General features: G+C 57.2%; 25 protein-coding genes and 1 pseudogene. 12 read left to right on the top strand and 14 right to left on the bottom strand.

Annotated features, from left to right (window positions below):
- The 3 genes and pseudogenes from HMPREF1024_RS28330 to HMPREF1024_RS20990 form a co-directional block, all read right to left on the bottom strand.
- The coding region (locus tag HMPREF1024_RS28330; RefSeq protein WP_009307799.1) for a molybdopterin-dependent oxidoreductase at positions 1-899 on the bottom strand (899 nt) is incomplete at its 3' end.
- A 315-nt stretch (positions 900-1,214) separates the two neighbouring features.
- Positions 1,215-2,133 (bottom strand): annotated as a pseudogene (locus tag HMPREF1024_RS0125730) (bestrophin family protein).
- Positions 2,134-2,382: 249 nt separating this feature from the next.
- Positions 2,383-3,306 carry a cation diffusion facilitator family transporter gene (locus HMPREF1024_RS20990; RefSeq protein WP_009307797.1) on the bottom strand — a complete coding sequence of 308 codons (924 nt, stop codon included), beginning with the start codon at positions 3,304-3,306 and terminating at the stop codon, positions 2,383-2,385.
- 49 nt (positions 3,307-3,355) lie between these two features.
- On the opposite strand from HMPREF1024_RS20990, the gene HMPREF1024_RS0125725 reads away from it, so the two are divergent.
- Together HMPREF1024_RS0125725 and HMPREF1024_RS20995 are read left to right on the top strand one after the other, a co-directional pair.
- Positions 3,356-3,538, top strand: a complete 183-nt coding sequence (locus HMPREF1024_RS0125725) for a hypothetical protein (RefSeq protein WP_004143707.1) — start codon at positions 3,356-3,358, stop codon at positions 3,536-3,538.
- On the top strand, positions 3,528-4,214 hold the full coding sequence (locus HMPREF1024_RS20995) for an ABC transporter substrate-binding protein (protein ID WP_009307796.1): 687 nt from the start codon (positions 3,528-3,530) through the stop codon (positions 4,212-4,214). Before HMPREF1024_RS0125725 ends, HMPREF1024_RS20995 begins: the two co-directional genes overlap by 11 nt.
- A 1-nt stretch (position 4,215) precedes the next feature.
- Here the strand turns inward: HMPREF1024_RS20995 and HMPREF1024_RS21000 are convergent, their stop codons facing one another.
- From HMPREF1024_RS21000 to HMPREF1024_RS21015, 4 genes are all read right to left on the bottom strand, one after another.
- Entirely contained in the window at positions 4,216-5,085 is an 870-nt protein-coding gene (locus HMPREF1024_RS21000) for an oxygenase MpaB family protein (RefSeq protein ID WP_009307795.1), read from the bottom strand.
- A gap of 104 nt (positions 5,086-5,189) precedes the next feature.
- Positions 5,190-5,621, bottom strand: a complete 432-nt coding sequence (locus tag HMPREF1024_RS21005) for an OsmC family protein (RefSeq protein WP_002906030.1) — start codon at positions 5,619-5,621, stop codon at positions 5,190-5,192.
- A gap of 123 nt (positions 5,622-5,744) precedes the next feature.
- On the bottom strand, positions 5,745-5,891 hold the full coding sequence (locus tag HMPREF1024_RS31100; protein WP_009307794.1) for a hypothetical protein: 147 nt from the start codon (positions 5,889-5,891) through the stop codon (positions 5,745-5,747).
- Positions 5,892-5,906: 15 nt separating this feature from the next.
- On the bottom strand, positions 5,907-6,311 hold the full coding sequence (locus HMPREF1024_RS21015; RefSeq protein WP_009307793.1) for a YdeI family stress tolerance OB fold protein: 405 nt from the start codon (positions 6,309-6,311) through the stop codon (positions 5,907-5,909).
- A 144-nt stretch (positions 6,312-6,455) separates the two neighbouring features.
- On the opposite strand from HMPREF1024_RS21015, the gene HMPREF1024_RS21020 reads away from it, so the two are divergent.
- The 3 genes from HMPREF1024_RS21020 (at position 6,456) to HMPREF1024_RS21030 (ending at position 8,728) form a co-directional block, all read left to right on the top strand.
- Positions 6,456-6,959, top strand: coding sequence for a hypothetical protein (locus HMPREF1024_RS21020; protein WP_009307792.1), 504 nt, complete (start codon positions 6,456-6,458; stop codon positions 6,957-6,959).
- Between the two features lie 8 nt (positions 6,960-6,967).
- Positions 6,968-7,414, top strand: coding sequence for a DUF421 domain-containing protein (locus HMPREF1024_RS21025; protein ID WP_004148482.1), 447 nt, complete (start codon positions 6,968-6,970; stop codon positions 7,412-7,414).
- 318 nt (positions 7,415-7,732) lie between these two features.
- Entirely contained in the window at positions 7,733-8,728 is a 996-nt protein-coding gene (locus HMPREF1024_RS21030; protein ID WP_009307791.1) for an SDR family oxidoreductase, read from the top strand.
- Here the strand turns inward: HMPREF1024_RS21030 and HMPREF1024_RS21035 are convergent.
- From HMPREF1024_RS21035 to HMPREF1024_RS0125720, 5 genes are all read right to left on the bottom strand, one after another.
- Positions 8,725-10,350 carry an alpha-amylase family protein gene (locus HMPREF1024_RS21035; protein WP_009307790.1) on the bottom strand — a complete coding sequence of 542 codons (1,626 nt, stop codon included), beginning with the start codon at positions 10,348-10,350 and terminating at the stop codon, positions 8,725-8,727. The two genes, HMPREF1024_RS21030 and HMPREF1024_RS21035, sit on opposite strands and share 4 nt — an antisense overlap.
- Before the next feature lie 39 nt (positions 10,351-10,389).
- Positions 10,390-10,572: a hypothetical protein gene (locus HMPREF1024_RS21040; RefSeq protein WP_004143715.1), complete on the bottom strand. Its 183-nt coding sequence runs from the start codon at positions 10,570-10,572 to the stop codon at positions 10,390-10,392.
- A gap of 16 nt (positions 10,573-10,588) precedes the next feature.
- On the bottom strand, positions 10,589-11,095 hold the full coding sequence (locus HMPREF1024_RS21045; RefSeq protein ID WP_009307789.1) for a ferritin-like domain-containing protein: 507 nt from the start codon (positions 11,093-11,095) through the stop codon (positions 10,589-10,591).
- Between the two features lie 23 nt (positions 11,096-11,118).
- Positions 11,119-11,334, bottom strand: coding sequence for a hypothetical protein (locus tag HMPREF1024_RS21050; protein WP_004143717.1), 216 nt, complete (start codon positions 11,332-11,334; stop codon positions 11,119-11,121).
- 365 nt (positions 11,335-11,699) lie between these two features.
- Entirely contained in the window at positions 11,700-11,885 is a 186-nt protein-coding gene (locus HMPREF1024_RS0125720) for a general stress protein (protein ID WP_004143718.1), read from the bottom strand.
- A gap of 656 nt (positions 11,886-12,541) precedes the next feature.
- Here HMPREF1024_RS0125720 and HMPREF1024_RS21055 point away from each other — a divergent pair.
- Positions 12,542-13,456, top strand: coding sequence for an SDR family oxidoreductase (locus tag HMPREF1024_RS21055; protein WP_004151242.1), 915 nt, complete (start codon positions 12,542-12,544; stop codon positions 13,454-13,456).
- Positions 13,457-13,652: 196 nt separating this feature from the next.
- Positions 13,653-13,898, top strand: a complete 246-nt coding sequence (locus HMPREF1024_RS21060; RefSeq protein ID WP_002906114.1) for a YmjA family protein — start codon at positions 13,653-13,655, stop codon at positions 13,896-13,898.
- A gap of 67 nt (positions 13,899-13,965) precedes the next feature.
- Here HMPREF1024_RS21060 and HMPREF1024_RS21065 read toward each other — a convergent pair whose 3' ends face one another.
- Complete coding sequence (locus tag HMPREF1024_RS21065; protein WP_004184171.1) at positions 13,966-14,859, bottom strand: LysR family transcriptional regulator; 894 nt, start codon at positions 14,857-14,859, stop codon at positions 13,966-13,968.
- A gap of 113 nt (positions 14,860-14,972) precedes the next feature.
- On the opposite strand from HMPREF1024_RS21065, the gene HMPREF1024_RS21070 reads away from it, so the two are divergent.
- Both HMPREF1024_RS21070 and sra read left to right on the top strand, forming a co-directional pair.
- On the top strand, positions 14,973-15,824 hold the full coding sequence (locus HMPREF1024_RS21070; protein ID WP_004189881.1) for a Vmh family MBL fold metallo-hydrolase: 852 nt from the start codon (positions 14,973-14,975) through the stop codon (positions 15,822-15,824).
- A gap of 177 nt (positions 15,825-16,001) precedes the next feature.
- Complete coding sequence (sra, locus tag HMPREF1024_RS21075) at positions 16,002-16,142, top strand: stationary-phase-induced ribosome-associated protein (RefSeq protein WP_004143727.1); 141 nt, start codon at positions 16,002-16,004, stop codon at positions 16,140-16,142.
- Here the strand turns inward: sra and HMPREF1024_RS31095 are convergent.
- Positions 16,139-16,267: a hypothetical protein gene (locus HMPREF1024_RS31095; RefSeq protein ID WP_002906122.1), complete on the bottom strand. Its 129-nt coding sequence runs from the start codon at positions 16,265-16,267 to the stop codon at positions 16,139-16,141. The genes sra and HMPREF1024_RS31095 overlap by 4 nt on opposite strands.
- Positions 16,268-16,323: 56 nt before the next feature.
- Here HMPREF1024_RS31095 and HMPREF1024_RS21080 point away from each other — a divergent pair, with 56 nt between their 5' ends.
- From HMPREF1024_RS21080 to HMPREF1024_RS21090, 3 genes are all read left to right on the top strand, one after another.
- Positions 16,324-18,021, top strand: coding sequence for an NAD-dependent malic enzyme (locus HMPREF1024_RS21080; protein ID WP_002906125.1), 1,698 nt, complete (start codon positions 16,324-16,326; stop codon positions 18,019-18,021).
- Positions 18,022-18,201: 180 nt separating this feature from the next.
- Positions 18,202-18,909: a hypothetical protein gene (locus tag HMPREF1024_RS21085; RefSeq protein WP_009307788.1), complete on the top strand. Its 708-nt coding sequence runs from the start codon at positions 18,202-18,204 to the stop codon at positions 18,907-18,909.
- Positions 18,910-19,306: 397 nt separating this feature from the next.
- Positions 19,307-21,018: ABC-F family ATP-binding cassette domain-containing protein (locus tag HMPREF1024_RS21090; RefSeq protein ID WP_009307787.1), on the top strand; the 1,712-nt coding region annotated here is incomplete at its 3' end.

The raw sequence follows: 21,018 nt of genomic DNA, 5'->3' as shown, positions 1-21,018 counted from the left end.
AGCAGCGCTTTGGCGATCCCTTTCAGCGCCGCCGCGTCGCCGCCGGCCCGTACCTGGTAGTAGGTCGAGGCGATCGGCGTCGAGCGCCGGGTCGCCATCTCCATTACGTTCTGCGGATCGGCAAAACGCTCCAGCGCCCGTTCACGCAGCGGATTGAAAACGATAATCGGCACGCCGCGGCGGGATAGCTCATGCAGGGTGCCCATCATCCGCGGGTGGTTGGTGCCCGGATTATGGCCGATGGAGATCACCAGCTCGGTCTGGTCAAAATCGTCGAGAGAGACGGTGCCTTTACCAATGCCGATCGACTGTGGCAGGCCCACGCTGGTGGATTCATGACACATGTTGGAGCAATCGGGGAAGTTGTTAGTGCCATACTCGCGGGCAAACAGCTGGAACAGCCACGCCGCTTCGTTGGAGGCTCGGCCAGAGGTGTAGAATTCAACCTCATCCGGCTGCAGGCCGCGGAGGATCTCGCCGATACGGGCGAAGGCTTGCTCCCACGCCACCGGACGCAGGGTATCGCTGTCCCGGTCGTAAACCAAAGGATGGGTTAAGCGGCCGTAGCCCTCCAGTTCAAAATCGCTTTTTGCCAGCAGGGAAGATACGGTATTTGCCGCGAGGAATGCGGGCGTCACCCGTTTGGTGGTCGCCTCCCAGGTCACGGCTTTGGCGCCGTTTTCGCAAAACTGGAAGGTCGATTTATGTTCTTTATCCGGCCAGGCGCAGCCCGGGCAGTCAAAACCGTCCGGCTGGTTGGTACGCAGCAGCGTGGCGGGCGCCTCAAAGGCATCCATCTGGGTGCGCACGGCGATGGCCGTGGCCTTCAACGCGCCCCACCCGCCTGCCGGACCGTCATAGGGGTGAACACCGGGAACCGCGCGTCTTTTATTGGTCATCTCTTTACTCCTGCTGCTCTGTTCTGGCTGTCGCTAGCCGAAAAAGGCGTACAACAACCCCGGCGACGAAGCGTGAATCGCATGGCGTCACCTGAAAAGAATGCTGTTTCTCAAGGATAGTACGATGGGAAAGCGTAGGTACTGCGTTTGTTAACTGAATAATAACATACACCACAATTCTGTATAATTGATGTTATCTATCAGGTGTTAAATTTAACTTATTTGCAAATTTTGCGGTTTTCACCGCGGTGCTGTGACGGATAAATTGCTACGGAAAGTGATGACCGGGCAGCGAAACCGCCCGGTGGGCCAGGCTCAGGTCAGATTGAAGTAACGGTCCGGACGCAGCGTCTCCGGCAGCGGATGCTGACCGGTCATGTCGAGCAGATTGCGCTCGATGGTATTGCACATCGCGTTCAACGGCAGGTCATTGGCTGCGGTGCCGAACGGATCTTCCAGCTCTTCCGCCAGCGAATCCCACGATAAAAAGGTGTAAGAGATAAAGACCGAGACAAACGGCGTCATGTAGTGCAGATCGCCGACCAGGGCGAACGGCAGCAGCGTACAGAACAGGTAGACGGTACGCTGCAGGATCAGGGTATAGGCGAAAGGCACCGGGGTGGTGGCCAGCCTTTCACAACCGCCCAGCACGTGCGCCAGCTCGTCGAGTTTGTTGTCCATCAGCCCGTAAGTGATGTCGCTGAGCTTGCCCGCCTCCCGCAGCTGGCCAATTTCGTTGCCGGCCAGCAGCAGGATCCGGTTGGTGGGCATTGAGCTGGCGAGGATCTCCGTCACCCTCTCCTCCGGTAGCAACCGCCGCAGGTCAGCCGTCGGATCGGTTTTGCGCAGCTGGTGCTTCAGGCTCCAGCTAAAGGCCACCAGATAGCTGACGATGCGGCGATGGGCATCGTGTTCCACCGGCAGGATATTGCGCAGCTGACGCACCAGCGTGCGTTCGGCGATAAGCACCGTCCCCCACCAGATTGCGCGCCTCGACGAAGCGGCTGTAGCTGGCGCTGTTGCGAAAGCCGAGGAAAATCGCAATCGCAATCCCCAGCAGGCTGAACGGCGCCACGGTTAAGTGGATCCCCAGCTGTTCGTACCATTGATAGCTGATAATGGCGATGATCGACATCAGCACATTTAGCAGCAGGCGAAAGATGATTTTCGACAGCACGGAGCCGTGCCAGTCAAATAGGCGAAGAAACCAGTGTTGTTCTGGCCGAATGATCATTGTCTGACTTCCTGAATTACCGCTCTGGTCATTATCTCTGAATACAGAATAGAGATTATCTATGAGCCGATTGGTTTATTTTATCGTTAACTGCGATGGGCAGATCTGCGCCATTATTTAGCGATGGTAATGGCGTTTTCAGTATGGGCCTTTTTTATATTTCAGGCAATCAATGCGCCAGCAATAATGGCTCAGAAGAAAAAATAACCGCTGAGCCAATTCATTTTTCCGCTTAGGCTACCGGGTGTATCAGACCGCTTTCGTCAACCCCTGCGCTTCGCAGGGATCGAGATGCACCATCACATTAAGCACCGGATGCTGCGCCAGCACCCGCTCCCGCGCGTGACGGGCAATCTGATGTCCTTCGGCTACCGACATCTCGCCAGCCACCTCGAGATGGACATCCACCAGCACCAGATCCCCCGCCTTACGGGTTTTCAGATCGTGGAGGCCCGCCACGCCCGGCGTGGTTCGCAGCGTATCGGCGATCGCCTGCTGCATCTCTTCATCAACCGCACGGTCCATTAAATCATGCAGCGCCCTGACGGCGAAACGATAGCCCATACGCGCAATCAGCAGCCCCACCGCCAGCGCGGCGAGCGGGTCGAACCAGGCGAACCCGGCCAGATTACCGATAATCCCCAGGGCCACCACCAGGGAGGATGCGGCGTCAGAGCGGGCATGCCAGGCATTGGCGATAAGCAGCGACGAATTCAGCCGCCTGGCGGCCGCCAGCATATAGCGAAACAGCCCCTCCTTGACGGCCAGCGCCACCAGCGCCATCCACAGCGCCGCGCTGTGCACCGGCGGAATAGTTTGCGGTTGCGCGAGATGGCCCGCCGCGGACCATAGCATGCCACCCCCGACGAGCAGCAGCATCGCGCCGATGATTAGGGAGGCGCCGTTCTCATAGCGCCAGTGGCCATAGTGGTGATCGTGGTCAGACGGTCGACGGCTCTTTTTATTCGCCATCAATACCACGCCATCGGCGACCAGATCGGAAAAAGAGTGCATTCCGTCGGCAATTAATCCCTGAGAGCCGGAAAATATTCCCACGACTACCTGTAAGGCAGAAAGGAAAATATTAACCACCACGCTAACAAGGGTACTCTTTCGCGCCTGCACCGAACGCTCATGATATTTATTATCATTTTCAAAATTATGTTGTGTCATTATTTCTCTCCCTTTGTGAGCGGGAAGAATAAACTGACAAACTGAGTTTATGCTTAACAATATAAAAGCCATTGCCTTGCCGTTTAACGATATCGCGGCGGTCGGTAATGACTATTTACTGTATGTGCCGTTGGAACGCTGCAACCTTGCGCCAATGAACTATCTTTTGAAGGGTGGCCACAGGTCGGGCCACTTTAGCTTAGCCACCACAGGAGTCAGCGATGTCACATAACAAACCATCCCGGCTGCGTTTCGCCATTAATCTGGGCAATGCGGTCCTGGCCCATCTCGGGGAGACAGGAAAGCCCACGGGCATCACCGTCGAGCTCAGCCATCGGCTGGCGACGCGCTGGGGCGTCAGCGCCGAATTCGTTCCCTATCCTGCCGCGGGTAAAGTGGTGGCTGACGCCGGTGGCGAGCACTGGGATATTGCCTTTCTGGCCATCGATCCGGCGCGGGAAGCCACCCTGCGCTTTACCTCGCCCTATATCACCATCCAGGGTACCGCGCTGGTCAGCGTTGATTCGCCCTGCCAGAGCGTGGCCGACATGGATCGCCCGGCAACCACCATTAACGTCGGACAAAACGCCGCATACGATCTATGGCTAACCCGCCATCTGCAGCACGCCAGCCTGCATCGACTTCCCTCTTCGCAGGAGGCAATCGACGCCTTCCTCGCCGGTGAAGGGGATATGGTCGCCGGCATCCGCCAGCCGCTGGAGGCGACAGCCCGTCAGCACGCCGGGGTGCGGGTACTGGCGGATAATTTTACCGAGATCCAGCAGGCCATCTGCGTCGCCCGGGCGGACGTAGACCGTTTTCACGCGGTAAACGACGCGCTTAGCGAGTGGCGGGCGGATGGCAGTCTGCAGGCGCTGATTGCCGGTCACCTGGGCCAAGCGAACTGAATCACGCCTCCGTCATCCAGCGCATGGCGCAATGCCAGGCGCCGTTGCGTACCGAGGCGCGCAGTACGCGGGCCACGCCATGCACCATCAGGCGCGTCGTGCGCCGCTGCAGCGGCGTGAGCGACAATCCCAGCATCTCCTGCGCCCATTCCGGCAAAAGGTCAATTCCTGCGTTCATCATCACCCGGCCGACCGGCTGGCTCATCCGCCCCGGCAGACGGGTGGAGAGCAGCACCTCGGCTACCTCCCGGGTACGTTCGTCGCAGCGCAGTCGCGGGCGCATCGCCTCGAGATAGTCCGCCACCTCCTGCGGTGTCTGAGGGATATCCCGAGCCCCCAGCCGCCGGGCGATTTCCGCCGACTCACGAAAATAGTCCTCCTGGCGCTCGGGACTGACCACCGTCCGCTTGTAGCGCAGGTGGGAGGCCATAAAGCAACTGCACTCGGCGACGTGCACCCAGGTTAACAGCGCCGGGTCGCTCGCCTGATACGGGGTTCCGTCCTTATCCACCCCGGCGATCCGCTGATGGATCCCCTGTACTTTGGCGATTAGCCGTTCGGCGTCGGGGGTAGTGGCAAAAGTGGTGGCAGAAATAAACTGGCTGGTGCGGCGCAGGCGGCCCAAAATATCCTCGCGAAAACGAGAGTGATCCCAGACGCCGGCCAGCGCCAGAGGATGCAGCATCTGCAGCAACAGCGCGCTAATGCCGCCGCAGAGCATCGAGGTAAAATCGCCGTGCACCTGCCAGATGGCCGACTGGGGACCAAACAGCCCCGGCTCTCCTTTGGGTCGTTCAAAGTCGATCTCTTTTAGCGCCATGCCGGTCAGGCCGAGCACCTGCGCCTCGATCATCCGGCGAATGCCGATCATGATGGTATCCCTTACGTGCAACTAAAGGACAAAAGATACCACTGTTGGACAGCATTGGGAGAGATATTGCGGAAAGAGTGCCCGCAGCACGCGGGCACGACGGCTTACGGATTCAGCTGGTAATCGAGGGTAATGTTGGCCTTCAGCACCTGCGATACCGGGCAGCCTGCTTTCGCTTTCTGGATGATCTCATCGAACGCCGCCGGAGACACGTCCGGCAGGACGATCTGGCTTTGCAGCGCGATATCGGTAATCGCAAAGCCGCCGTCGGTTTTATTGAGGGTGACCACTGCGGTAGTGTCAATAGACGTTGCGGTATATCCCTCTTCGCTGAGCATCAGCGACAGGGCCATCGAAAAGCAGGCGGCATGTGCAGCGCCGATCAGCTCCTCAGGGTTGGTGCCCTTCACCCCCTCAAAACGGGTGTTAAATCCGTAGGGCTGCTGGCTCAGCGCCCCGCTTTCTGTCGACACGGTGCCTTTGCCATGCTTCAGGTCGCCTTCCCAGTGCGCTAGCCCTTTCTTATGAATCGCCATTTGATTCCTCCTGTAGTGATGTCGAACAAAAAGTATAGTGCGTGATGCCGAAGCTGCGTCTTTTCGCAGCCTCTGGCTCCCACGTTCCCCTGGTTTTCGTGTCGTTGGTGACGCAGGGTGACGCTATCGGCCATCCTGCGGATGCCAGGGATCGGATTTGTCATCCTTGCTGTCGTCCCGTTTACGCGGAACTTCGCCCTGCTCCCCGGGCGCCTCACGGGCAGGTGGCTTACCGCGCTCTTCGTCTTGCGAATGAGAAAAGGTGCTCATATCGACGTGCTCCGCTTACTTAGGCGACTGCTTGAGCAGACGATCGATTCGCACGACCGGCGGCGTCATTTTGCGATCCAGACTGCCGTTGATATTGACCAGATCGTCTGGCTCTACGTGTTGTTCGTTAAACGCGGCGACCGGGATAATAACGGTGATGGTGCCGCTTTTATCACGAAACTGATAACGGTCATCTCCCTGCCGCTTGAGCAGATTGCCGCGCAGCGAAACGGTCGCGCCATCGTGCATGGTTTTCGCCTGCTCAACGGTCATGATCCGGCCATCCTCGACGCCGCGATAGCCGTCATCGAGTTTGTGCGGCGGCGGCGGCGCGGCATCCTGAGTAAACCCTCCCTTATCGTCCGCCTGCGCGACACCTACGGCAAACAGACAGGCCATGGCCAATGCTAGTTTTTTCATCATGCCTCCGTTTTTTGCTGACGATGAGAATAAAGCCTGGCTGAGGCTGGCCATTTTTACAAAGTCAATTGTTCTGATATCGTCTAATATAAGAATGTCCTTATCGTTACGCTCCTGGCGAAACGAAACGCGGGGAAAATATTAATGATTAAGAATCAACAGCCTTGTCCTATCGTCGATGAGAATGAACGCTCCTTACGCTTTGAATATCGCTTCCGCCGCTATGGGATAATTGTTTTGAGTCTCATCATTCTTACCGCGTTAAGCGGCCTGTGGTCCTCCGGTTATTTCAGTGAAGCACACCGGGAAACCAGTGGAGGCGAATTAAGCGTCGATTATCAGCGCTATGCCAGGCTGATGAGTGAAACCGAGCTTAATATTCAGATTAAATCGGATACGGCCAGCGACACCATTATCAGCTTCGCCGCCCCGTTATTAACCCGCTACCAGATCGGTGATATCCGTCCGCAGCCGGATAAAATGTATAGCGCCGACGGGAAATTACATCTCGTCTATCAGCGGTCGAACCCGCCTTCACCGATATCTGTGTGGTTAGCCGTTACCCCAAAAACGGCCGGTAATATCTCTCTGCAGGCGGTAGTTAACGATCGCTATTCTGTAACCTGGCAGCAGTTTGTCTATCCGTAGGAGTCGCTATGGAAATGGTCCTTAGAGCCGCAGCAATCTATCTGATCCTGTTGATTATTTTTAAGATTGCCGGCAGAAGAACCCTGATGCAATTAACCAACTTTGACCTGATACTGTTGCTGATTATCAGCGAAGCCACCCAGCAGGCGATGCTCAGCACAGACTATTCGGTTACCGGGTCGATGCTGACTATCGTCACCCTGGTTAGTATTGATATTTTGTTCGGCTATATTAAGAAAAAATTTGCTCAGGCAGAAAATTTTCTCGATGGTACGCCGGTTATCGTGGTGGAAAATGGTGCTGTCATCGACGAGAAGATTAAGCTCGTCAATATCTCTGTCGATGATATCCTGCTGGCGGCCAGGCAGCACCATGGCATTTATGAATTGAAAGCGATCAAATTCGCTATTCTCGAGCGTAACGGCCAGATATCCATTATTCCTGAGCAGGAATAGTATCGGCTTCGCTATTTATCACGCTCCGGTTGTTTATCACCTGATTCCGGAGCGCGAGTGGCGTCATCCTCTTCTTTTTCACCGTTAACAACGTTCAACATTAACATTTTTCCTCCTCGCTGGTTGTCAGGGATCCTACAAATTATAGAACGCCTTCGCCGAAGTATGTAGGATCTGCCGAAACTAACCAGGAGATGCCGCCTGATTCACATTGCGCTTATTCCAGGATATTTCCCACCTCGTCATTGCCATTGGTGAGAAATAATTAACCGATCCGTACAGTCAATATTGTGAAAGCCAAAACATAATGAGGTCACTATGTCTGTGATGGTTATTACCGGTGGAACCGCGGGAGCGGGCAAAGCTACCGCGCTGCGTTTCGCCCGCGCTGGATATCACGTGGCGCTGATCGCCCGAGACGAAACGGGTTTACAGGAGACGCGACAGGCCTGTGAACGGTTTGGCATTAAAACGCTGGCTATTAGCGCCGATGTCGTCGATGCCGGGGCGCTGCAGCGCGCCGCCTCCGAGGTGGAAACCACCCTCGGGGCAATCGACGTCTGGATCAACAACGCCATGACCACCGTGCTGGCGCCCTTTCGTCAGATGAGCGAGGAGGAGTTTCGCCGGGTGACGGAGGTGACCTATCTCGGGTACGTGAACGGCACCCGCGCGGCGCTGGAGGTCATGATCCCCCGGGATCGGGGGGTGATTATTCAGGCCGGCTCGGCGCTGGCCTGGCGTTCAATCCCACTGCAGTCGGCTTACTGCGGAGCGAAAGCGGCGATCCGCGGCTTTACCGATGCCGTGCGAACCGAACTGATGCATGAGAAAAGCCACATCCAGTTGACCATGGTGCAACTGCCGGGGATGAACACCGCCCAGTTTGGCTGGGCGCGAAACAAAATGGATCAGGCCATGCAGCCGGTGCCCCCGGTCTATCAGCCGGAAGTCGCCGCCGAGGCTATTTACAGCGTCATCCAGCGCCCGGTCAACGAGCTGTGGGTCGGAAAAAGCACCATCCAGTCGATCCTCGGCCAGGTCTTCTTCCCTCGCCTGCTCGATCGGCTGATGGTGAAAAAAGCGTGGGAGGGACAGTTTACCGGTCAGCCAAAGTCGTCAGACCAACAGGACGACCTGTTCACGCCGGTGCGCGGCAATCATCCGGGCCACGGCCCCTTTAACGATGGCGCACGGCGTAAAGCAGTCACCATCAGCGCCGATCTCCCGGGTAAAGTCGCCGCCGGCGTCGGGGTAGCGGTGGCGACGATGGCGCTGCGGGCGTTGTTCCGTCGTTCCGGAAAACGGCGCTAACTCAGGCTGCGGCTGAACCAACGGTAACCATACCCGGAGAGTGCCAGGCGCGCATCATTCCCGCCGTGCAGCCCATCCTGATAGAGCTTATCTTCCAGAATTGGGCTCCAGTAGCCCTCGGCCAGCGGCGGGAGCAGGACCTCTACCGCCTGCTGGCTGCAGTTGGCCAGCATCAGTGCCTCCCGCGATTCGCTGCGATAGAGCAAGCCCAGCACCGCGTCGGGCTTTAGGGTAAGGAGAGTAAAAGGGAGGGATCCCGGTTCAGTATATTCCGTGCGCGCCAATACCATATTGCGTACCCGATGCAGCAGCGACCTGGGATGGCGCAGCGCCGTTTCAACATTGATCCGTTGGTAGCGGAACCGCCCGCTGGCCACCGGTTTTACCGGCAAATCATCCCGCGCCGCCCGGGAAAAGCCGGCGTTGGCCGCGGCCGACCACTGCATCGGCGTTCTGACCGCGTAGCGCTCCGGTAAGGAGAGATCATCACCCATGCCAATCTCGTCGCCATAGCGCATCACCGGCACGCCGGGCAGCGCCAGCAGGATAGCATGGGCTAACGCTATGCGTCGGGTATCGCCGTCCAGCATCGGCGCCAGTCTTCGGCGTACCCCGCGCTGGTAAACGGACATCGATTTATCAGGGGCAAAGGTGCGGATAACCTGGCGCTTGTTGCGCTCGCCAATCCCCTCAAGATCCAGTTCATCATGGTTGCGCAGCCAGTTGACGAAGCAGCACCCGTCCGGCGGGGTCACCATCGCCTGCAGGGCCTTCACCACCGGCGCGGCGCGCTGCTGCGCCAGGCTGAGGTAGAGGTATTTGTTAAGCCAGAAATTAAGCACCATCTGCAGCCGATCGCCCTGGCCGAAATAATGACGGTAATCTTCTACCGCGACGTCCACTTCACCCAGGAGTATCGCATCGGGATTGAGGCGCTGTACAACCTGCCGGAGATGGGTCAGCAGCGGGTAGCCGCGCGTCTCGTCGCCCTTTCCGGCCTGCTTGACCAGATGTGACGCGGCATCGAGACGAAAGCCAGACACCCCAGCCTGCAGCCAGAAGGTGATAATGTTTTCGATTTCAGCGATCACCGGCGGATGGGCGAGATTCAGGTCGGGCTCGTGGTGATAAAACATGTGGCGATAATATTGCCCAGCCTGTTCGTCCCAGCGCCAGACGCTCTCCTCAACGCCGGGAAACATGGGAGGATCGTCGTTTTCCGGCGGCCGATCGGCCCACAGATAATACGGCCGCCACGGCGACCGGGGATCGCGTCGCGCCGCCTGGAACCACGGGTGCTGCGCGGAGGTGTGCTGGATCACCAGCTCAACGATCACCCGCAGTCCCAGCTCGCGGGCGCGGGCAATCAGCTCAATCACGTCAGCGATAGTGCCGAACCGCGGATCGGGCTGCAGATGATCGCTGATATCATAGCCATCATCCTGCAGAGGAGTGAGATAGAACGGAGTTAGCCAAAGCACCGTCGCTCCCAGGCTGCGAATGTAGTGTAGCTTTTGGCGAATGCCCGCGAGATCGCCAAAACCATCGCCATTGGCATCATAAAAGAGCGAACTGTCAACCTGATAGATGACCGCTCTGTGAAACCACTCCTCCCGTTGCATCACTCTCACCTCGCGTTCTGCCCGTCCCTGTCAGCCGCCTCAGCGCGATCCGGACCCCGCCCTGGCCTTCGCGCGCGGTTTGCCGACAGGCGATACGGGATTGCGTTCCGCTGGTAGCATCCTGTTCGCTACCGCGTCCACCAGCGCCTGCTGCCTGGCGGTTAATACCAGCGGAACCTGTTCCTCGGCGGCGAGGAGCGCGATGGTTTGCCGTTTGACCATAGCGTTCTCCGGCGGCTTAATGCTCGGCCTCAACGCCAGGCATATCGGTATCCATAAGATATTGCCCGGTCAGCGCTGGCAGATAATGGAGCAGCCAATCAGCCATTCCTCTCTCTTCAGCCAGGATACCCTCCAGTGTGTGCATCGCGCTGTGGTCGCCTACTCTTTTCGCCGCCGTTAATAAAGCGGTATAGCAGGCGACCTCAAAATGGGCAAAAACGTAGGCAGTGATAATCACTTTAATAACCTCATCACCGGGCAGCATGATGCCAATGGTCTGTCCTAACGCCGCCACCCGGCTCATCGCATCCTTCAGCGCAGAGCGGGAAATATGGTTGCGGGCGATGATATCCTGCAGGGCGGACAATTGCCGTCGGGTTTCATAGAGATGTTGTTCAAGGCGGGTGCGTAACTGCGGTTCATTATCGAGGCGTCTGATGGTGGCCACCAGCAGCGACTCAGCCTGTTTTTCCATGGCATGCGCATCGCGAAGCCAGTTGTGATAATTTTCAATATCCGTCATATACACCTCTGATCATTAACCTTTTATTTTGACGTGGAATCTTCACTCTCTTCCGCCGCCTGGTCAGCTCGCGCTGCGCTATATCCGGATAAATGGCCAACAATATTGGCATAAATACTGATGAGAATGACCCACAGTACGCTGTCTTTCCACCAGATCAACGAGGGTATCGCCAGACCCACCCACATAACGGCGGCGACAAGATGACAGCGCTTAATAAACACTGGCGTCAACTTCATTTTATTACCTTAGGACCGAACAATATTGAGCGGCCATTTTATCGACGCTCTGACCGCAGCGTCAGGCGCTAAACCTTACGCTGAAAATGTCTTTCTTTTGCCTAAGCATAAAAAAGAAAGTAGCGTTGCGTATTGTCCCGTTCCGTTATTTTCTGTCTTTACCGTCCGGCTAATTTATTGCCGCTGCGGCCGTCTTTTATTGCTAGTGATGCGGCGATTTCCTCTTCACCTTTTAGTTCCCCCGCATCGCGGATAATGAATGTCATTATAGAGAAATAAACCCTGAATATGCAGAAACCTGCGGACCATCTGGCCCACAGGTTTTGTCTCAACGCCGATTTGTCGGCGTCACAGCTCATCAGTCGCTAGCTGTCACCGGATTTACGGCCGCCGCCATGACTGTTCTTACCACCCTTCTTACCGGCTTCGGATGCACGTTCAGGATCATTTTTAAAGTTCCCGCCGCTGTGCTGTCCGCCTTTACGCCCGGCTTCGGATGCTTTCTCACGATCTTCTGCAAAATTACCTGAACCGCCTCTATGCTCTGCCATAATTTTCACCTTTGGTTTGATCAATATCGGTTGGTAAATGGAAAATGACCCTGTTACAAATCATCGCCCTCGATATCTAACACTAGAGGAATGCCTGCAGGAGTCAAATTAATTTCAGATACCCATCCGCGCACGGACAAAATAAAGCTTTACTAACGAAGCGGTAAGATAAAATATACCTCACACAACTCCTTTATTTGACGTAGGTTATGTTCACCGGCGGGTAAAACAGAAACGTCCAACGGCCGTTTGTAAAAAAATGCAAACAATTTAATGAATAAATATTTCTTTATCTCGCGGAACACAATATCCAGAAATATTACCCCTAAAGAGGTATTACTTTATAGACCATGGTTTGCTAATGAACATCTTCATCGTTTATTCATGCAGCACCTTCATCGTAACTTGAGAAAAAGATCATGCGCGTTACGAAAATAGCCCTTGGCCCTTGATTAAGGATGGAATAATCCTAATTTAACGTCAGCAATAATAACGCAACGCTATCCCCCGAAATACGCCAAGGATCAGTCGGTTAAGGCATACCGTTACGCCTACGATTGGCCATTGACTGCGATGTTGCGAGTCATCCAGGGTCTGTCGCCAGGAGAAGCTGACCTATTCTTAGAGCTGGCCCGTTCTGTCTGAAGGAGATGACTATGCAAGATGAAAAACCGCCAATGAAGAAGTTACCCACCTCCATGTTGCCAGAAGAGACGGCTCCACGTCCGGAGTTCCCGGAGCAAGAACAAACCCCGCCGGGTCTGGATGCGGAAATGGAGCCATCCCCGGACCACGGTGAAACCAGCTACACCGGCTCCGGGCGACTGGCCGGTAAGAAAGCGTTAATTACCGGCGGCGACTCCGGTATTGGCCGTGCGGTGGCGATCGCCTTTGCCCGCGAAGGCGCCGACGTCGCGATAAACTATCTGCCCGAAGAGCAAAAGGATGCGGATGAAGTTATCGCCCTGATCAAAGCCGAAGGGCGCACCGCGGTGGCCCTCCCGGGTGATATTCGCTCCGAATCCTTCTGCCAGTCGCTGGTGGCCGACGCGGTGGAACAGCTGGGAGGTCTGAGCATCCTGGTTAATAACGCCGGGCGTCAGCAATACTGTGAAACCCTTGAGGAACTCACTACCGAAGATTTCGACGCTACCTTCAAAACCAACGTCTACGCGCCGTTCTGGATCACCCGCGCCGCACTGCCTCACCTCCAGGCCGGAAGCGCGATTATCAATACCACCTCGGTGCAGGCGTATAAACCCAGCCCGATCCTGCTCGATTATGCGCAGACCAAAGCCTGTCTCGCGATCTTCACTAAATCGCTGGCTAAACAGGTGGCGAAACGAGGCATTCGCGTGAACGCCGTAGCGCCTGGCCCTTACTGGACGGTGCTGCAATCCAGCGGCGGCCAGCCGGACGAGAAGGTGAAACAGTTTGGCAAAGACACGCCGATGGGGCGCCCGGGGCAACCGGTAGAGATCGCCCCGCTGTATGTCACCCTGGCATCCGATGCCTGCTCATATACCTCCGGACAGGTGTGGTGTTCTGACGGCGGGGATGGTGTGGTCTAAGCCTCCCGGCATACCGACGCGCGCCAGCGCGCGCCGGTATTTTCCCGGCCAACCCTTGCGGCTATATACTGGCCCCTCGCCTCCCGGTTGCGGCAATTTTTTCTTTCCTCCACTCCGCTACTCTGGCCGCATGCTATGATGTCCGCCCGCCGCTGTGCGCTAACCCTGGCCCCGACGCCACCCCTGAGGACGACAGATGAGTAATGACATCCCCCTGAAATTTTATGACATCGTGGACGAATACGAGACCGAAGCGGCTGCGCCGGTAAAGGATGAAGAACGCGATGCGCTGGCGCGCTATTTCCAACTGCTGATTGCGCGGTTAACTAATAACGAAGAGATTGACGAAGAGGCGCAGCGAGAAATGGCCCGCGAGGCGGCCATTAACGAAGACCGCATTGACGATATCGCTAATTTCCTTAATCAGTGGGGCAACGAATAAAGCTCAACGTCAGCCTACCGGCGGAATTGCCTTCCGCCGGTGCTGTCGGGGCGCGAAGCGCCAAGACTCAGCCGTGGCCAGTCTCCTCTCCCAGACGCCTCTGCAGCGCATCAAGAAATAGCGGTAATCCGTCAGGTTGGTAGTCGCGGGAAAGATAGATGCCGTAAACGCTCAACGCCTTCGGCGTCCACTCCGGAAGCACCACCTCCAGCGTGCCGCTGGCAATCGCGCCCCGGGCCTCCAGTTCGGGAAGCATCGCAATGCCGCACCCGGCAACCGCCGCCTCCAGCAGCAATGAAGATATCCCTGCGCTCAGATTACCGTTCACCGCCACCGACGCTTCCCGCCCCTGCGCATCGCTGAACTGCCAGTGCTGGCTGGCGAAATGGCTGTATAGCAGGCAGTTATGTCGTTGCAGATCGTCGGGCGTCGTCAATGGGCCATGCTGGCGCATCCAGCCCGGCGCGGCGCAGAGCAGCGAACGGCACACTCCGAGGCGACGAGCGATGGCCCCCGCCTCCGGGTTGTCGGTAATGCGAATGGCCACGTCGATACGCTCGCCGATCAGGCTGACCGGATGGTTATTGATATCCAGCTCCAGGCGCAGTAGTGGATAGCGGGCGAGAAAGTCCGGCAGCAGCGGAGAGATCAGCTGCATGGCGGTAAAGTGCGCGCAGGCGACGCGCAGTGTGCCGCTGGGATCGGCCCGCTGACGCTCGCCGGCGATTTCATCGGCGATCCGCGTCAAACCGCGGGTCTTGAGCAATACCTTTTCCCCGGCCGGGGTCAGCGTCAGCCGCCGGGTTGAGCGATGGATCAGCCGGGCGCCGGCCCAGCTCTCCATCTGTTCCAGATAGCGGCTCACCATCGGGCGCGACATACCCAGCGCCCGCGCCGCGGCGCTAAGACTTCCCAGCTCGCAGATGCGCAGATACACCTGCGCAGCAATCACCCTGTCCATCACTCCCCCTGATCTGCACGTTTTATGAAACTCAGCATCTCTTGTTTCAGGAATTTTATCAAATAGCGAAATCCGTACAATGGAACGCATTCACCTGTTACTGAGAATAAATCATGAAATTATCTGCCCTTGCTGTTGCTACCGCCCTGTTCAGCGGCGCGGTCTTCGCGGCGCCTCTGACGCTGCAAACTTACAACCCGCAGGAAAAAGGACTTTTTGCCGTCAACTCGACCCTCGTTTCCGGTCCGCATGAAGCGGTACTTTTCGACGCGCAGTTCAGCGTCAAAGATGGGGAAAAGCTGGTGGAGATGATCAAGAAAAACGGCAAACCGCTATCGCGGATTGTGATCACCTCTGGCGATCCGGATTTCTATTTTGGTCTTGAGCCGCTGGTAAAAGCCTTCCCGCAGGCGGAGGTGGTCGCCACGCCGGAGGTCGTCAAACATATTGCAGCCACCAAAGCGGCCAAACTGGCGTACTGGGGCCCGCAAATGAAAGACGGCGCGCCGACGCAGGTGTATGTCCCGCAGGCGCTGGAGGCCAACAGCTTTACCATCGATGGCGAGAAAGTGACCATCATGCAGCCGCATGACTACGCGGCGTTCGTCTGGATCCGGGCGAACAAAACGATCCTCGGCGGCACCGGCGTGGCGTGGGGTATGCATCTCTGGACCGCCGACACCCAGACGCCGGCCAGTCGTCAGCAATGGCGTAATACGCTGGACCAGATGATCGCCCTGCACCCGCAGCGGGTGATCCCGGGCCATTATCTCGGCACCCCGCCGGAGGGAGACAGCGCGGTGCGCTTTACAAAAACTTATCTCCAGCAGTTCGAGCAGGCGCTGAAGACGCATTCGGATTCGGCCGGGGTGATCAAGGCGATGGAGGCACAGTGGCCGGGCCTGGCGGAGACCAGCTCGCTGGAGTTAAGCGCCAAAGTTAATACCGGTGAGATGAAGTGGTGACCCCTGCGGCGCGCAAGGAGGACTGTTCTTAATCTGGCTCCCCAGGGTTGCTATTACCGAGAAAATGGACCACCCTACCTGTGGCCGCACAAAAAACGCGCGGCCGACTTTGGGTTACATTTCATCCGGTCATTACCGGGTTTGCCCTTGAAACCAGAACAGGATAAAGGAGTCAGAATGAAATCGAACCATCAGGCACGTCATCTTCTCGGTCTGAACTATAAGCTTTCCCGGCAGAAAAAAGTGGTGCTGGAAGGCGATGAAGAAACCACCATTAACCACATCCATGCTACCGGCCGCAAACGCCGCGGTGGTTAATTTTCAGCCTGAGTGATGATAAACAACACCGTCCTGTTGCCAGGATGGTGTTTTTTTATGGCAATTGACTGCTTGTTTACCCGCTTGAAGACCTTCTGCTCTATACTCTGCCCGCTGCTTTCCACCCGCCCTTCGCTTATCGCCGCGCCGGGACTGTGGTCATGATCAAGGAGTTAGTGCGATGCAATTTACCCATAAGAAAAACCGTTCCCTGTACATCCCCTACGCGGGTCCCGTTCTGCTTGAATTCCCCCTGCTCAACAAGGGAAGCGCCTTCAGTATGGAAGAGCGCAGCAATTTCAATCTGCTCGGCCTGCTGCCGGAAGTGGTTGAAACTATCGAAGAGCAAGCGGAACGCGCCTGGATCCAGTATCAGGGATTCAAAACTGAAATCGACAAACATATTTATCTGCGTAACATCCAGGACACCAACGAAACCCTGTTTTATCGCCTGATCGGCAACCACCTTGAAGAGATGATGCCGGTTATCTATACCCCGACGGTAGGCGCGGCCTGCGAACGTTTCTCCGAGATCTATCGTCGCGCCCGCGGCGTCTTTATCTCCTACCAGAATCGCCATAACCTTGACGACATCCTGCAAAACGTCCCGAACCACAACGTGAAAGTGATTGTGGTCACCGATGGCGAGCGCATTCTCGGCCTTGGCGACCAGGGGATCGGCGGAATGGGGATCCCGATCGGTAAACTGTCGCTGTACACCACCTGCGGCGGCATCAGCCCGGCTTACACCCTGCCAATCGTGCTGGACGTCGGAACAAACAACCAGCAGCTGCTCGACGATCCGCTGTATATGGGCTGGCGCCACCCACGCATTACCGACGACGAGTACTATCAGTTCGTTGACGACGTGATCCAGGCGATTAAGGCCCGCTGGCCGGACGTGCTGCTGCAGTTTGAAGATTTTGCGCAAAAGAACGCCATGCCGCTGCTCAACCGCTACCGCAATGAAATCTGCTCGTTTAACGACGATATTCAGGGCACCGCGGCGGTGACCGTCGGGACGCTGATCGCCGCCAGCCGCGGCGCCGGTAGCCAGCTGAGCGAGCAAAAAATCGTCTTTCTCGGCGCGGGTTCGGCCGGCTGCGGTATCGCTGAACAGATTATCGCCCAGATCGTCCGCGAAGGACTCAGTGAAGAAGAGGCCCGCCAGCGCGTGTTTATGGTTGACCGCTTCGGCCTGTTAACCGACGGCATGCCTAATCTGCTACCGTTCCAGAACAAGCTGGTGCAAAAGCGTGAGCAGCTGCAGAGCTGGGATACCACCAGCGAGGCGCTGTCCCTGCTGGACGTAGTGCGCAACGTGAAGCCGAACATCCTGATCGGCGTCTCGGGTCAGCCGGGACTGTTCACGGAAGAGATTATCCGCGAGATGCACAAGCACTGCCCGCGGCCGATCGTGATGCCGCTCTCCAACCCAACCTCACGGGTGGAAGCGACGCCGCAGAATATCCTGAGCTGGACCGACGGCGAGGCGCTGGTCGCCACCGGCAGTCCATTCTCCCCGGTTACCGTGAAAGGCAAGCAGTATCCCATCGCCCAGTGCAATAACTCCTATATCTTCCCGGGTATTGGACTGGGGGTGATCGCCTCCGGCGCGTCGCGGGTCACAGACGAGATGCTGATGGCTGCCAGCGAAACCCTGGCGCAGCACTCGCCGCTGGTCAACAACGGCGAAGGTCCGGTGCTGCCGGAGCTGAAGGATATCCAGACCGTCTCACGGGCGATTGCCTTCGCGGTGGGCAAGGTGGCCCAGGAGCAAGGCGTGGCGGTGAAAACCTCCGCCGAAGCGCTGCTGCAAGCGATCAGCGATAATTTCTGGTTACCGGAATATCGCAATTATCGCCGCACCTCGATTTAATCACTGTCACCGGGTCGAAATAGCGGCCCGGTTATTAATAACGTCAGAATAATACCTCCCGCCACAGAAACGTTTTTTCCGCCTATATACATTCATCGTAAAAATAGAAAACGGATAGCATTTGCCGCACGCTCTTTGCTGTGCAAAATAGTTGCCTCTCCCCTTACAACGGAATGTGAAATGCAAAAATTAACCCCAGGCACAAATAAAACAATCGCTATTCTGATCCGTGTTATTTTATTGCTTACGGGCGGGTCCGCCATCATCGCCGGCCTGTGCCTGTTTGGCGGCGATATGTGGATGCTCACCCCGCGGGCGGAACAGTATCAGCCCGCCACCGGCGATCTGGTGGATGTCGTCATCTATGAACCGAGTAAATTTTTCTTCGCTCTGCTCTACGTGTTTATTATTACCCTGGTCTGGCTGTTGGCGGTACGTAAAATCCCCTGGCGGCCGATACAGCATCCTATATTACCGCTGATGGTACTGATTGCCGCCGGGATATTTATTTTCCTCCATCCGGAGGTCACCCCCGGACGAGATGCCAGTATTCAGTACGGTAAACACAACATTTCTTACACTGCCATTTTCTGGAGCAAAACGAATTCAGATCGACATGTCACTCAACCCTCTAAATATGAAATTTTTGTTGAAGCGAAAGATCCCCGCTGGCTTATCGACAGAAACAATCTTGGCCGCGCCTGGCGCTGTGAAGTCAAGCGGCATACCCAGTTTTACACCCTGTCATTCAATGAGGGCTGGTTTCCGGACGGCGATCCGCAGGTCATGGCCCGCCAGTGTACTCAGGTAAGCGATCTGAATGCGCTCAGTGAAACGGCAATCATGATTGCCCGCCCGATCGCCACCGTCCCTGTGGAGGCACCGTAAATGAGCCAGCAAAAAAATGGTTCTGCAACCATGTTCTGGCAAACACATAAGCCCTCTGCGCCAACCCGGCATCGTAGACAAAGGCGGCGCAGGTGACAGCTGGCGGGTCCCCCCTGCCAGTTTTGTCACTGGCGCGCTTTCCCTTTCCCCACTACACTGCCATCACCCATCCACTTACTGAATAAAAAAGGAGGCCCCCCATGCTGTATTGTGAAATGTTTATTGTTTCACATGCCTTAGGCAATTGCGCCAGCTCAAGCGTTATCGGTATCGTGCTGCGATAACTATGGCTTGAGCGAAGACCCTTCACGCAATCCCTTCTCTCCGGCTTACCGGGTTATCGTCAGCGAGTTTTGACGAGGCATTTGCATGCCTGTAACTCTTGAGTAAGTTGACTATGAGTACATTACTAACTGCCCATGCGCTCCACGTGGAGACGGCTTTTGGGCCGCTGTTTAACTCCCTCTCCTTCACCCTGAAGAAAGGCGACCGGATCGGTCTCATCGGCCATAACGGTTGCGGCAAAAGCACCCTGCTGCAGGTGCTGGACGGCACCCTCGCGCCCACCTCGGGCAGCGTCTCGCTTGCCGGTCAGTGTCTGATGGCCCGCGTTGAACAGCATCTGCCGGAGGCGCTGCATACGCAGTCGCTGCTGCAGGCGGTGCTGGCCCCATTACCCGCTGATGTACGGGAAGCGCAGCGCTGGCTGGCCGAACGCCTGCTGGCGCAGATGGGCTTTACCCCGGCGGTGATGGAGCAGCAGACCGCCACCCTGAGCGGCGGCCAGCACACGCGTCTGCTACTGGCCCGGGCGCTGATCCGCCAGCCTGATCTGCTCTTGTTGGATGAGCCGGGCAACCATCTCGATCTGCCCACCCTGCTGTGGCTGGAAAGCTTCCTGCAAACCTGGCAGGGGAGCTTCGTACTGGTGTCACACGACAACACCTTACTGGATGCTGTAACTAATGCGAGTTGGATCCTTCGTGACCAGACGCTACATTGCTTCGCCTTGCCCTGCAGCGCTGCCCGTCAGGCACTGCCGGAGCAGGATGAAAGCGCCGCGTTACGTCATAAGGCGGAGCAAAAAGAGATCGACCGGGTCAGCGCCAGCGCCCGGCGGCTGGCCACCTGGGGTCGGGTCTATGACAATGAAGATCTCGCCCGCAAAGCCAAACAGATGGAGAAGCAGGTCGCCCGCCTGAAAGACGAGCAGACCGAGCTCAGCGTCGGCCCGCCGTGGCGCCTGGTGTTACAGGGGGACGCCCTGCCGGCCGACCGCCTTTTGGAGATGGACACCCTTCCCGTCTCGCCCGCGCCGGGTCAGCCATCCCTCTTCACCACCGGCGTGGCGCGCCTGCGCAGCGGCGATCGCGTGGCCATCATGGGACGTAATGGCGGCGGCAAATCGTCCCTGCTGCGCCTGCTGTGGCAGCAGATGAACAACGCATCGCCTCTCCCGGGGCTGCGCCTGCATCCCCGGCTGCACCCCGGCTACTATGACCAGACGCTGGCGCAGTTGCCGGACGAGGCCAGCCTGCTCGAGGCCCTGACGCCGTTTGCCCCGTCGGCGGACACCCGTAAACGGGCGCTGATCGCCGCCGGGTTTGGCTGGGCGAGACATAGCCAGAAGGTCAGCACCCTCAGCGGCGGCGAGCGATCGCGGCTGCTGTTCGTTGGCCTGTCGCTGGCGCGCTACAGTCTGCTGCTGCTGGATGAACCCACCAACCATCTTGATATGGAGGGTAAAGCGGCGCTGGCGCAGACGCTGCGCGATTACCCCGGCGGCGTGCTGCTGGTCAGTCATGACCGCCAGCTGATTAGCGAAAGCTGTAACCGCTTCTGGCTGATTGACAGCGCCGGGCTAACGGAGTGGCACAGCCTGGAGGAGGTCTATGCCCGTCTGCAGGCCGTGGCGCCCGCCCCGGACAGTCGGCTCGCTTTGCAGAGTACACCCGCCGGGGCTGACGATGATGAGGAGGCGCTGCTGGCGCGGCTGATTGACCTGGAGCAGTGGCTGGCTGACGACATGGCCCGCAAGCCAAAACATCAAAAGCCGTCACTGCAGGCACAGTGGCAAGAGGAGATTGCCCGCCTGCTTAACCAACTGAC

Origin of the sequence: Klebsiella sp. 4_1_44FAA, assembly GCF_000238715.1 — a bacterium.
GTDB lineage: Bacteria > Pseudomonadota > Gammaproteobacteria > Enterobacterales > Enterobacteriaceae > Klebsiella > Klebsiella pneumoniae.
This window is presented reverse-complemented; position numbering and strand designations above follow the sequence as displayed.